This is a genomic window from Saccharopolyspora sp. MMCC62 (genome assembly GCF_057736575.1).
This window is the reverse complement of sequence record NZ_JBYKCM010000008.1, coordinates 200,675-212,604: the sequence shown is the minus strand read 5'-3', so window position 1 is coordinate 212,604 and position 11,930 is coordinate 200,675. Positions and strand designations below refer to the sequence as shown.

The 11,930-nt window shown below is 72.8% G+C and carries 9 protein-coding genes; 4 read left to right on the top strand and 5 right to left on the bottom strand.

Annotated features, from left to right (window positions below; translation table 11 throughout):
- Positions 1 to 83 precede the first annotated feature (83 nt).
- Positions 84 to 1,103 carry a hypothetical protein gene (locus AC29IT_RS19835; RefSeq protein WP_358436265.1) on the top strand — a complete coding sequence of 340 codons (1,020 nt, stop codon included), beginning with the start codon at positions 84 to 86 and terminating at the stop codon, positions 1,101 to 1,103.
- Positions 1,104 to 1,723: 620 nt separating this feature from the next.
- Here the strand turns inward: AC29IT_RS19835 and AC29IT_RS19830 are convergent.
- Positions 1,724 to 2,785: an Rv2578c family radical SAM protein gene (locus AC29IT_RS19830; protein WP_358436268.1), complete on the bottom strand. Its 1,062-nt coding sequence runs from the start codon at positions 2,783 to 2,785 to the stop codon at positions 1,724 to 1,726.
- 774 nt (positions 2,786 to 3,559) lie between these two features.
- Here AC29IT_RS19830 and AC29IT_RS19825 point away from each other — a divergent pair.
- The gene (locus AC29IT_RS19825) at positions 3,560 to 4,672 is read left to right on the top strand and encodes a YibE/F family protein (RefSeq protein ID WP_358436270.1); all 1,113 of its coding nucleotides are present in this window, start codon (positions 3,560 to 3,562) and stop codon (positions 4,670 to 4,672) included.
- Positions 4,673 to 4,720: 48 nt separating this feature from the next.
- On the opposite strand, the gene AC29IT_RS19820 is transcribed toward AC29IT_RS19825, so the two are convergent.
- The 3 genes from AC29IT_RS19820 to AC29IT_RS19810 are packed head-to-tail and all read right to left on the bottom strand — an operon-like array spanning position 4,721 to position 7,344.
- Positions 4,721 to 5,371, bottom strand: coding sequence for a hypothetical protein (locus AC29IT_RS19820; RefSeq protein ID WP_358436272.1), 651 nt, complete (start codon positions 5,369 to 5,371; stop codon positions 4,721 to 4,723).
- Positions 5,368 to 6,633: a histidine--tRNA ligase gene (gene hisS / locus AC29IT_RS19815; protein WP_358436274.1), complete on the bottom strand. Its 1,266-nt coding sequence runs from the start codon at positions 6,631 to 6,633 to the stop codon at positions 5,368 to 5,370. Before hisS ends, AC29IT_RS19820 begins: the two co-directional genes overlap by 4 nt.
- 33 nt (positions 6,634 to 6,666) lie before the next feature.
- Positions 6,667 to 7,344, bottom strand: a complete 678-nt coding sequence (locus tag AC29IT_RS19810) for an MBL fold metallo-hydrolase (protein WP_358436276.1) — start codon at positions 7,342 to 7,344, stop codon at positions 6,667 to 6,669.
- A gap of 171 nt (positions 7,345 to 7,515) precedes the next feature.
- Between AC29IT_RS19810 and AC29IT_RS19805 the strand changes: the two genes are divergently transcribed.
- Together AC29IT_RS19805 and AC29IT_RS19800 are read left to right on the top strand one after the other, a co-directional pair.
- Positions 7,516 to 8,262, top strand: a complete 747-nt coding sequence (locus tag AC29IT_RS19805; RefSeq protein WP_358436278.1) for a peptidylprolyl isomerase — start codon at positions 7,516 to 7,518, stop codon at positions 8,260 to 8,262.
- A gap of 117 nt (positions 8,263 to 8,379) precedes the next feature.
- The gene (locus AC29IT_RS19800; RefSeq protein WP_488219736.1) at positions 8,380 to 9,564 is read left to right on the top strand and encodes a cytochrome P450; all 1,185 of its coding nucleotides are present in this window, start codon (positions 8,380 to 8,382) and stop codon (positions 9,562 to 9,564) included.
- A 3-nt stretch (positions 9,565 to 9,567) separates the two neighbouring features.
- Here the strand turns inward: AC29IT_RS19800 and AC29IT_RS19795 are convergent, their stop codons facing one another.
- Positions 9,568 to 11,880, bottom strand: coding sequence for a RelA/SpoT family protein (locus AC29IT_RS19795; protein WP_358436282.1), 2,313 nt, complete (start codon positions 11,878 to 11,880; stop codon positions 9,568 to 9,570).
- Between the last annotated feature and the right edge of the window lie 50 nt (positions 11,881 to 11,930).

Genomic DNA, 11,930 nt, shown 5'->3' with positions numbered 1-11,930 from the left:
GTGGAACCGAAACTTGATCGTTGCGTGGCTGAGTCTCACTCATTAGCGTAAGTTCGCGAGTTCGGCGGACACGAGGAGTAACCATGACCGGTCCGAAGACCGACATCCGTTCCACGTCGCGCACAGCCGTCCGCAGCGAGCCCGCCCCACAGGTATCGCCCGAGCTCGCTGATCTCCTGCGAACCGGACCGTTCGAGGTGGCGCTGCGCGCGGCGATCCGCGCCAGCAGGCTGAGCCTGGAACGCATCCAGCACCGCCTCCAGACCCGCGGCACGCCGGTGAGCATCACCGCGCTGAGCTACTGGCAATCCGGCCGCAGGCGGCCCGAACGCCCCGACTCGCTGCTCGCGCTGCAACAGCTGGAGAACGTGCTGGGCATCCCGGACGGCGCGCTGTCGGCCCTGCTCGGCCCGCCGCGACCACGGGGCCGCACCCGGCAGGCCGCGCACGACGCGCCGCCGCTGAGCGAGCTGTGGTCCGAGAACGAGTCCGCGGTGGAGCTGCTGACCAGGATCGACACCACGCACGACAGCAAGCTGACCCGGCTGTCGCAGCACGACGTGGTGCACATCGACGCCTACGGCGATCAGCGCATGGTGCGCGCCAGCAAGCTGGTGCGCGCCGAGGCGAACGGGGCGGACCGCTGGGTGGTGATGTTCGACGGCGCGTCGACCAGCCCGGTATCACCGACGATCCGGCCGCTGCGGTCCTGCCGCATCGGGCAGGTGCTCACCGACCACGCCCGGGACGTGATCGTGGCGGAGCTGCTGTTCGACCGGCCGCTCGAGCGCGGCGAGACGATGCTGCTCGAGTACGAGATCTCGGACATGCCGACCGGCGCGAACGAGCCGGAGTACACGTTCTGCCGGTTGTTCCGGCTGCCGGTGCGGCAGTACGTGGTGGAGCTGGAGTTCGACCCGGCCTGCCCGCCCGACCACGTGGAGAGCTTCGTCGGCGATTCGGCCGCGAACGAGGTGGCACCACCGAAGCCGTTGTCGCTGGACCGGCACGCCCGCACGCACGCGGTGACGCTGGACTTCGGCATGGGCGTGTTCGGCGTCCGCTGGCAGCCGTCGCGCCGCGCCCTGCTCGACGGGCGCTGAGCCTCCGGCGCACCCCCGCTTCCCGACGGCCTCCGGTTCCACCGGGGGCCGTCGAAGCATGTACAGGCCCCGCCGGGGCAGCCCGGGACGGCTGTCGCGGCAGGCGCTGCGGGCCGAGCCGAGCCGCGGCACGGGCGGCCGCAGCGGACCGAGCCGACGGGCCGCGCCGGGGCACGGGCAGCCGCGACGGGCGGCCTGGCTAACCCGAGCGGACGCCGAGCGTTCGGACGGGCGGCCGCACGGGCACGACTCCGCCGGACGGGTCGGCGACGGCAGCTCCCGGCGCCCGAACCGCGCCTGCCGGTGTTCGTGCCGCCGCAATCACCTGACTCGGTCACTCGTTCAGCGGATCAGCTTCCGACACTCAGAGTAGTCATCTTCCCTTCGAAATGAATCATCGACCAGGGATTTCAGCCAGGGGCAGGATTAGTTCACGCAGAAGAACTCAGTGCATCCGACCTACTTTAGTAGGTATTTCGACAACGATTTTCAGCGCCGGATCGCGAGTCCGGAAATCACCGGGCCGAACCGGGAAACCACGAGTCCCCCGACCGCGGATTCACCGGCGGCGCCGATTCCGCCGAAGTTGGACCAGACCTCTGCCCCGAGGCGGCCCCGGCTCACAACAGCGTGAGCTGATCGGCACCACCGCCTCCCCCGGCCGGCGCCGCACTCCCCGCCACCAGGCGGAACCCGTCGTCCGGCCGGTCGGTGCACATCCCGTGCCGCCGCTGCGCGGCCCGCACCCGCTCGACCACGCCGTCCCGGTAGGACTTCGGCGGATGGGCGCCGTGGCGGTACAGCCGCTCGTACAGCGGCAGCAGATCGGGACGCCGCTCGCTCAACCAGGCGTGGTACCACTCCCGCGCGCCGGGGCGCAGGTGCAGCACCAGCGGCGTGATGCTCGTGGCGCCCGCCGCCACCAGCGCGGCGACCGTCTCCTCCAGCTGCTCCGGCGCGTCGCTGAGGCCCGGCAGGATCGGCGCCATCATCACCGAGCAGCCCACGCCCGCCTCGGTCAGCCTGCGCACCACGTCCAGTCGCCGCGCCGGCGCCGGAGCACCCGGTTCGACCTCCCGCCACACCCCCTCGTGCAGCGAGCCGAGGGACACCGCCACCGAGACCGGCGCGACCCGGGCCGCCTGCCGCAGCAGCTCCAGGTCCCGCAGGATCAACGTGCCCTTCGTCAGCACCGAGAACGGGTTCGCCCGGTCCCGCAGCGCGGCGATGATCTCCGGCATCAGCCGGTACCGCCCCTCCGCGCGCTGGTACGGATCGGTGTTGGTGCCCATCGCGATCGGATCACCGGCCCAGCGCGGGTGGGCCAGCTCCCGCCGCACCAGGGCGCCCGCGTTCACCTTCACCACGATCTTGCTGTCGAAGTCACGACCCGAGTCGAGGTCCAGGTAGGTGTGCGTCCGGCGCGCGAAGCAGTACCGGCAGGCGTGCGAGCAGCCCCGGTACGGGTTGATCGTCCAGCGGAACGGCACACCGGACTCCCCCGGCACCCGGTTGATGATCGTCTTCGCCTGCACCTCGATCGCGATCGCCTCGTCCGTCCCCGCGGCCACCGGGCCCGGTCCCGGCTCCGCGAGCCCGGCCCGGCCGCCGCCGCGACCTTCGTCCAGGTCCAGCGGCAACCGCTGGTCCGCCCCCGCCGTTCGCTGCTTCTCCCACCGCATGATTCGAGTCGAACACACATTCGATTCGGTGTCCAGGGGTCGCACCTCACTCGATCGAGCTGCATCCGACGGCCGGTGCGCTGCGGTGATCGTGCGACGGCGGAGAGTCGATGCGGCCCCGGCGCCACCCCATACGATTGGCGGGTGACCGACGTGCCTCCAGCAGGGTCTCCCGGCGGCGGAGAGCATCGCCGACCTCGCCCCGGCCGACCCCGGCCCCCGCGCCGCCCCGGACCGGAGGAAGGCGGACCGCCGCCCGGCCCCCGAGCCCAGCCCCCGCCCCGGGGAGAACCCGGCGAGCCGCGGACCGGACCGCATCCCGCGCAACCGGGCCGCCCGGCCGATCCCGACGCGACCGGGCCCCGCGGCAGGCGGCGACGCCCGGACGAACCGAGCGGCGACACCGGCGGCCCCGAACCGGGCAGGCGCAGGCGCAGCGAGGAGCCCGGCCCCCGCGAACCCGCGCCCGGCGGCGAACGCAGGCGCAGCGGCCCCGGCACCCCCGCGGATCCCGGGCGCCGCCGCGACCCGAGGCGGAACCCGGACGAGGGCCCCGGAGATCCCGGGCGCGCACGCGCACGTCGGCGTCCACCGGGCGACCGCACCGAGCGGACCGGGGCCCGCGCGGCGGCCGGACCGGACGACGGCACGCGCGCCGAGGCACCGCCCGCCGACCCCGGCCCGAGCACCGGCGCCACCGCCATCGGACACGGACACGGACACGGACACGGACACGGACACGACGGTCCTCCCGCCTCCCGCACCGTCAAGCGCGTGCTCGCCGTCGCCCTGGTGCCGTTCGCGCTCGCCGCGATCATCGGCACCCTGCTGCTCTACCCGTTCGGCCACCAGCAGCGCACCGGCGCCGACCTGGGCCTCGGCCAGTACCCGGTGAACGGCGAGGTGGTGGCCTCCGCGGCGGGCGGCTGCGGTGACTCGGGCGGCTGCGTCACCCTCCAGGTGCGGATGTCGGACGGGCCGACCCCGGGCCGGACCATCGCCCAGGTGATGCCCGTCGAGCCCGGCACGCCGCGGTTCGCGGTCGGCGACCGGGTGGTGCTGTCGTACGCGGGCGCCAACCCGGAGGAGGAGTCGTCCTACCAGGTGGTGGACTTCCAGCGGGGCAGTCCGCTGCTGGTGCTCGGCCTGGTGTTCGCGGTGGCGGTGCTGCTGCTGGGCCGCTGGCAGGGCCTGGCGGCGCTGGGCGCGCTGGTGCTGAGCTTCGTGGTGCTGATCGGGTTCGTGCTGCCCGCGATCCTGGCCGGGGAGAACCCGCTGCTGGTGTCCGTCGTCGGCTCCGGCTTGATCATGTTCGTGGTGCTGTACCTGACGCACGGGTTCTCCGCGCGCACCTCGACGGCGGTGCTCGGCACGCTGCTGAGCCTGGCGCTGATCGGCGGGCTCAGCGTGCTGTTCTCGGCGACGACGCAGCTGACCGGGCTCGACGACGACACCTCGACCCTCATCGCCGCGCTGGGCACGCCGATCGACGCGCGGGGGCTGCTGCTGGCGGGCATCGTGATCGGCGCGCTGGGCGTGCTCGACGACGTGACGGTCACCCAGACGAGCGCGGTGTGGGAGCTGCGGCGGGCCGATCCGACGATGGGCTGGCGGAAGCTCTACCAGGCGGGGCTGCGCATCGGGCGGGACCACGTGGCGTCGGCGGTGAACACGCTGGTGCTGGCGTACGCGGGTGCGTCGCTGCCGCTGCTGCTGGCGTACTCGCTGTCGGGCCGCGGCTTCGGCGAGGTCATCAGCACCCAGGCGGTCGCCCAGGAGGTGGTGCGCACCTTGGTGGGCAGCATCGGCCTGGTCGCCGCGGTGCCGATCACCACGCTGATCGCGGCGCTGGTCGCGTCCCGCGAAACGGGCGGGACCCGCGCGTAGCACCCGGGTGCGCGGCCCGCCCGCCCGGCAGGCGGGCCGCGCACCCGATCAGTCGAGGGTGGTGACGAAACCGGCGACGGCCTGCGGGTTCAGCTTCTGCGCCATCCGCCCCTGCGGGGCCAGCGAGGCGAGCCGGTACAGCGGGCGGGCCGCCGCGCCGTCGCCCCTCGCTTCGGACTTCAGCTGGGCCACGACCAGTTCGGAGAGCACCAGCGCGTGCGTGTCCCCGATGGACGCCAACGCGTCGGCGATGCGCCGCAGCGCCAGCACGCCGAGCTCGCGCCCGCCGGTGCCCGCGTACATCGCCAGCGCCACCGACACGGCCTTGCCCTTCGGCGGTCCACCGACCAGCAGGCTCACCGTCCGCATCCCGCGCACGTCGGTGATCACCAGGTCGAGCCGGTCCGCCGTCCGCAGGTCCACCGTCCGGGTGCCCAACGCCCGCACCGAGACCGAGCCGCCGTGCAGCCAGGTCGTCTTGCGGGATTCGCTGAGCGCGAGCAGCAGCAGCGGCACCGCCACCACCGCCGTGCCCACCGCGAACCCGACCGGGCCCGCGACGAGCCCGACGATCCCGCCGAACGCGGCGGCCACCACCAGCGCGGCGATCACCACGTTGCGGGCGCGCTTGCGCACGGTGGCGCGGTCCAGCAGGTCCAGCCCGACGGTCTCGACGGGCGCGTCCGCGGGTTCGGTCATAGCTCGGCCACGGCCGCGGCGACCTGGGTGACCAGCTCGTCCAGCGGCACCGCCCGCTGTTCGCCGGTGCCGAGGTCCTTGAGCTGCGCGCTGCCCGCTTCGACGTCGCGCTCGCCGAGCACCAGCGCGAACCGGGCGCCGGAGCGGTCGGCGGCCTTCATCGCGCCCTTGAGTCCCTTGCCGCCGTAGGCGACGTCGGTGCGCACCCCGGCGTCGCGCAGGCCCGCCGCGACGGTGACGAGGCGCCGCTTCGCGGCCTCGCCCAGCGGCACGCAGTACACCTCGCACCGGGTCCGATCCCCGACCTCGATGCCCTCGGCCTGGCAGGCCAGCAGGGTGCGGTCCACGCCGAGGCCGAAGCCGATGCCGGACAGCTCCGCGCCGCCGAGCTCCGCCATCAGCCCGTCGTAGCGGCCACCGCCGCCGATGCCGGACTGGGCGCCGAGCCCGTCGTGCACGAACTCGAAGGTGGTCTTGGTGTAGTAGTCGAGGCCGCGCACCAGCCGCGGGTTCTCCACGAACGCGACGCCCAGGTCGGTCAGGTGCTGCTTGACCTGCTCGTAGTGCTCCTTCGACTCCGCCGACAGGTGGTCCACCATCAGCGGGGCGTCGGCCACCAGCTCGCGCACCTCGGGCCGCTTGTCGTCCAGCACCCGCAGCGGGTTCAGCTCGGCGCGCTGCCGGGTCGCCTCGTCCAGCGGCAGCCCGCCGAGGAACTCCTGCAGCTTCGCGCGGTAGTCCGGCCGGCAGGCGGCGTCGCCGAGGGAGCTGAGCTCGATGCGGTAGCCGGTGAGGCCGAGCCGCTTGTAGCCCTCGTCGGCGATGGCGATCACCTCGGCGTCCAGCGCCGGGTCGTCCACGCCGATCGCCTCCACCCCGACCTGCTGCAGCTGCCGGTAGCGGCCGGCCTGCGGCCGCTCGTAGCGGAAGAACGCGCCGCTGTACTGCAGCTTCACCGGGAGCTGCCCGCGGTCGAGGCCGTGCTCGATGACCGAGCGGATCACGCCCGCGGTGCCCTCGGGGCGCAGCGTCACCGAGCGGCCGCCGCGGTCGGCGAAGGTGTACATCTCCTTGCTGACCACGTCGGTGGATTCGCCGACGCCGCGCGCGAACAGGGTGGTGTCCTCGAACAGGGGCAGTTCGACGTAGCCGTACCCGGCGCGGCGGGCCGCGGCGGCGAGCGTGTCGCGCACGGCGAGGAACCCGGCGGATTCCGGCGGGTAGTACTCGGGAATGCCCTTGGGGGCGGTGAAGGTGCTCATCAGGGGTGCTTCGCTGTCCTCAAGCTGGGTGGGTCACCGGTCGGCGGGAGCCAGGTCCTGCAGGAACGGGTTGCTCGCGCGCTCGCGGCCGATGGTGGTGGTGGGTCCGTGGCCGGGCAGGACGACCGTGTCGTCGACGAGCGGCAGGATGCGCGTGCGCAGCGTGTGCAGCATCGTCCCGTGGTCGCCGCCCGGCAGGTCGGTGCGTCCGATGGCGCCGGCGAACAGGGTGTCCCCGGCCAGCAGCAGCCGACCGCCCTCCTCCGTGCCGACGCCGAACAGCACCGACCCGCCGGTATGGCCGGGGCTGTGCGTGACGCCGAGTTCGAGCCCGGCGAGCTCCAGCACGTCGCCGTCGCCGAGGTCCCGGACGTCACCGGGCGCGACCAGCGGCGGCAGCGCCTCGAACAGCTCGGCGCCCTGCGGGCCCATCGAGGCGGCGGGATCGGTGAGCATGTACCGGTCGGCCGGGTGGATCCAGGCGGGCACGTCGTGCGCGCGGCACACCTCGCCCGCGGAGAAGACGTGGTCGAAGTGCCCGTGGGTGAGCAGCACCGCCACCGGGTCGAGCCGGTGTTCGCGCAGCTGCTCCTCCAGCGCCTCGGTCGCCTCCTGGCCGGGGTCGACGATGACGCAGTCCGCGCCGTCGCCCGCGGCGAGCAGGTAGCAGTTCGCCTGCAGAGGTCCGGCGGGGAACCCGAGCACCAGCACGCGTGCGCCTTTCGTCGTCCAACACGAGAGATCATCGACCGCCGCGGACGGGCGGGCCGTGGCCTGTTCAGCCTAGAACATCGTCCCGCACGGTCTGCCGGTTCCGTGGAACCGGGCGGCCCATAAACTCACGGTGTCCTGATCGTGTCGGAGCCCCCGGGGAGGGAGCAGGTGCCGAGCAACGAACAACGTCGCCAGAACGCCAAGCGCAAGCTCGAACGGCAGTTGGAGCAGCGTGCGGAGCAGGCGAAGCGACGTCGGATGATGACTCTCGGCGCCACGGTGCTGGTGGTCATCCTGGCCGTGGCGGGCGTCGTGTACTTCATCAACAGCAGCGGTGAGTCGGAGGCGGCGGCACCGAGCTGCGTCTACCAGCCGACCCCGGGTGAGCCCGCGGCGAAGCCGGTCGACCTCCCGGAGTCCCCTGGCGCGGATGCGCCGAAGACCCAGCAGGTGACGCTGAGCACCGGCCAGGGCGCCATCCCGGTCACGCTGGACTACGCCAAGGCGCCGTGCGCGGCGAACAACTTCGCGCACCTCGCGCAGTCGAAGTACTTCGACGGCACCGACTGCCACCGGCTGACGACCACCGAGGGCCTGAAGGTCCTGCAGTGCGGTGACCCGACCGGCACCGGTTCCGGCGGTCCCGGCTACTCGTTCGCCGACGAGGTCGACTCCCAGCCGACGTACCCGCGGGGCACGCTGGCGATGGCGAACTCGGGGCCGAACACCAACGGCAGCCAGTTCTTCATCGTCTACGGCGACTCGCAGCTGCCGCCGAAGTACACGGTGTTCGGCACCGTCGGCGAGCCCGGCCTGCAGGTCGTGGACAAGGTCGCCGCCGCCGGTGACGACACCGGTCAGGGCGACGGGAAGCCGAAGCTGCCGGTGCACATCGACACCGCGCAGGTCGCCTGACCCGATCGCGACTCGGCCGAGGGCCGCGGGACCGGACGGTTCCGCGGCCCTTCGCCGTCCGGGGCCTATTCGGGTGCGTCCGGGAGGCCTAGGCTCGGACCGATCGGAGGTGCGCAGGTGATCGACGTGGCGGCGCTGGACCCGGCCGATCCCGGTTTCGTCGCGGACCCCTACCCGGTCTTCCGCGCGCTGCGCGAGCGGGGACCGCTGCACAGGCACGAGGCGTGGGGCGCGCACGTCGCCGTCTCGCACGAGCTGTGCTCGGCGGTGCTGCGGCACCGCGACCTGCGGCGGGTGTGGGTGGACCGGGTTCCGCAGCGGGAGTTCGCGGCGTTCAACGCGCTGCACCGGCTCAGCATGCTGGAGAACGAGCGGCTGCACGGCAGGTTGCGCGCGGCCGTCGCCCCGCTGTTCCACCGCCGCGCCGTCGCCGCGATGCGCGCCACCACCACCGAGCTCGTCCGCCCGCGCCTGGACCGGCTGCGCGCCGAGATCGACGAGCACGGCCGCGCCGACCTGATGTCCGCGCTGGCCGGGCCGCTGCCGGTGGACGTGATCGCCGCGCTGCTCGGCTTCCCGCTCGCCGACGGCCCGCTGCTGCGGGACTGGTCGAACCGGATCGTGCGGATGTACGAGCCGGAACTCGACGACGCGGGCCGCCGGGACGCGGAGCTGGCCGCGGGCGAGTTCCGCGAGCACGTCGCCGGGCACGTCGAACACCGCCGCGCGCACCCCGGCGACGATCCGCTGAGCGCGCTCGTCGGCACCGGCGCGCTGGACCGCGACGAGCTGGTGGCGACCTGCGCGCTGCTGCTGATGGCCGGGCACGAGGCCAGCGTGAACGGCATCGGCAACGCCGTCGTCGCGCTGCACGACCGGCCCGCGCAGTGGCGCCTGTTCCGCGGGCTCGGCCCGGACGCGGTGGGCACCGCCGTGGACGAGCTGCTGCGCCACGACACCCCGAACCAGCTGTTCGAGCGCACCGCGGTGCACTCGGTGGAGCTGGCCGGGACCCGGGTCGAGGCGGGCGAGAAGGTGGTGGTGCTGCTGGGCGCGGCGAACCGGGACCCGGCCGCGTTCACCGCCCCGGACGAGCTGGACCTGACCCGGGCCCCGAACCCGCACCTGGCGCTCGGCCTCGGCATGCACTACTGCCTGGGGGCACCGCTGGCCCGCCTGGAGATCGGCGTCGTGCTGGCCGAGTTCGCCGCCCGCTTCCCCGATTACGCCCTGCTGGAGCGCCCCCGCCGCGCGGCCGCCTTCGCGATCCGCGGCTACCAGCGGATCGACATCACGGCCTGACCCTCACGCCGCCGAGGTCACGCGGTAGACGTCGTAGACGCCTTCGATGTTGCGGACCGCCTTGAGCACGTGCCCCAGGTGCTTCGGGTCGCCCATCTCGAAGGAGAAGCGGCTCACCGCGACCCGGTCCTTCGAGGTGGTGACCGAGGCGGACAGGATGTTCACCCGCTCGTCGGCGAGCACCTTCGTCACGTCCGAGAGCAACCGGTGCCGGTCCAGCGCCTCCACCTGGATGGCGACCAGGAACACCGAGGACGAGGACGGCGCCCAGTAGACCTCGACCAGCCGTTCCGGCGATTTGCGCAGGTCGTCGGCGTTGGTGCAGTCGGTGCGATGCACGCTGACCCCGCCGCCGCGGGTGACGAAGCCGAGGATCTCGTCGCCGGGCACCGGGGTGCAGCAGCGGGCGAGCTTGGACCACACGTCCCCGGCGTCCTTGACCACGACCCCGGAGTCGCCGGTGCTGCGGCGGCGCTGCTGCACGGTGGAGGGGGTGGAGCGCTCGGCGATCTCGTCCTCGGCCTGCTCCACACCGCCGATCAGCGCGACGAGCCGCTGCACCAGGTGGTGCGCGGAGACCTGCCGCTCCCCCACGGCCGCGTACAGCGCGGTGACGTCCACGTAGTGCAGCTCGCGGGCGACCGCGGCGATGGAGTCGGCGGTGACGAGGCGCTGCACCGGGAGCCCGAGCCGGCGGATCTCCTTGGTGATCGCATCCTTGCCGTGCTCGATGGCTTCTTCGCGGCGTTCCTTCGCGAACCACTGCTTGATCTTCGCCTTGGCCCGCGGGGAGGCCACGAACGACAGCCAGTCCCGGCTCGGCCCGGAACCTTCGGCTTTGGAGGTGAAGATCTCGACGACCTCGCCGTTCTCGAGCTTGCGCTCCAGGGCGACCAGGCGGCCGTTGACGCGGGAGCCGATGCACCGGTGCCCGACCTCGGTGTGCACCGCGTACGCGAAGTCCACCGGGGTCGACCCGGACGGCAGCGTGATCACATCGCCCTTGGGGGTGAACACGAAGATCTCGCGGGTGGCGAGGTCGTAGCGCAGCGATTCGAGGAACTCGCCCGGGTCGGCGGCCTCCCGCTGCCAGTCCAGCAGCTGGCGCATCCAGGCCATGTCGTCGACTTCGACGCCCGCCTGGCCACCGCCGCCGTTGCGGCCCTTGGTCTCCTTGTAGCGCCAGTGCGCGGCGATGCCGTACTCGGCGGTGCGGTGCATCTCGCTGGTGCGGATCTGCACTTCCAGCGGTTTGCCCTCGGGACCGATGACCGTGGTGTGCAGCGACTGGTAGACGCCGAAGCGGGGCTGGGCGATGTAGTCCTTGAACCGGCCGGGCATCGGCTGCCACAGCGCGTGCACCACGCCCATCGCGGCGTAGCAGTCGCGCACCTCGTCGACGAGGATGCGCACGCCCACCAGGTCGTGGATGTCGTCGAAGTCGCGGCCGCGGACGATCATCTTCTGGTGGATCGAGTAGTAGTGCTTCGGGCGGCCCTCGACCTTGGCGGCCAGCCGCGCGGCCTCCAGCTGGCCGGACAGCTCGTCGGTGACGGTGCGCAGGTAGGTGTCCCGGGAGGGGGCGCGGTTGGCGACCAGGCGCACGATCTCGTCGTACTTCTTGGGCTGCAGGATGGCGAACGCCAGGTCCTCCAGCTCCCACTTGATGGTGGCCATGCCGAGCCGGTGCGCGAGCGGGGCGAGCACTTCCAGGGTTTCGCGGGCCTTGCGGGCCTGCTTCTCCGGCGGCAGGAAGCGCATGGTGCGCATGTTGTGCAGCCGGTCCGCCAGCTTGATCACGAGGACGCGCGGGTCGCGGGCCATCGCGATGATCATCTTGCGGATGGTCTCGGCCTCGGCGGCCGCGCCGAGCTTCACCTTGTCCAGCTTGGTGACGCCGTCCACCAGGTGCGCCACTTCGTCGCCGAAGTCCTCGCTGAGGCGCTCCACCGAGTAGTCGGTGTCCTCGACCGTGTCGTGCAGCAGCGCCGCCACCAACGTCGTGGTGTCCATGCCCAGCTCACCCAGAATGGTGGCGACGGCCAGCGGATGGGTGATGTAGGGGTCGCCCGATTTGCGGCGCTGGTGGCTGTGCTTGTCCTCGGCCACGTCGTAGGCCCGCTGCAGCAGCGCCAGGTCCGCGTGCGGGTGCAGCTCGCGGTGCACCGCGGCCAGCGGTTCGAGCACTTGCTTGACCTCCGCGGCGCGCTGCGCCGTGATCCGTCTGGCCAAGCGGGCGCGCACCCGCCTGGTCGCCGAGGCGGGGCGCGCCTGCTCGGTTGCTGCTGGGGCAGGAGACTCGACGTCTTGGCTCACCGCGCGCTCCCGGGCATGGAGGGGACGTTGCACCCGGGTCTTGATGCGGT

Coding starts and splice junctions, on each gene's coding strand:
- AC29IT_RS19835 (WP_358436265.1), top strand. CDS start 84: ATGACCGGTCCGAAGACCGACATCCGTTCCACGTCGCGCACAGCCGTC.
- AC29IT_RS19820 (WP_358436272.1), bottom strand. CDS start 5,371: ATGACCGAACCCGCGGACGCGCCCGTCGAGACCGTCGGGCTGGACCTG.
- AC29IT_RS19830 (WP_358436268.1), bottom strand. CDS start 2,785: ATGCGGTGGGAGAAGCAGCGAACGGCGGGGGCGGACCAGCGGTTGCCG.
- hisS (WP_358436274.1), bottom strand. CDS start 6,633: ATGAGCACCTTCACCGCCCCCAAGGGCATTCCCGAGTACTACCCGCCG.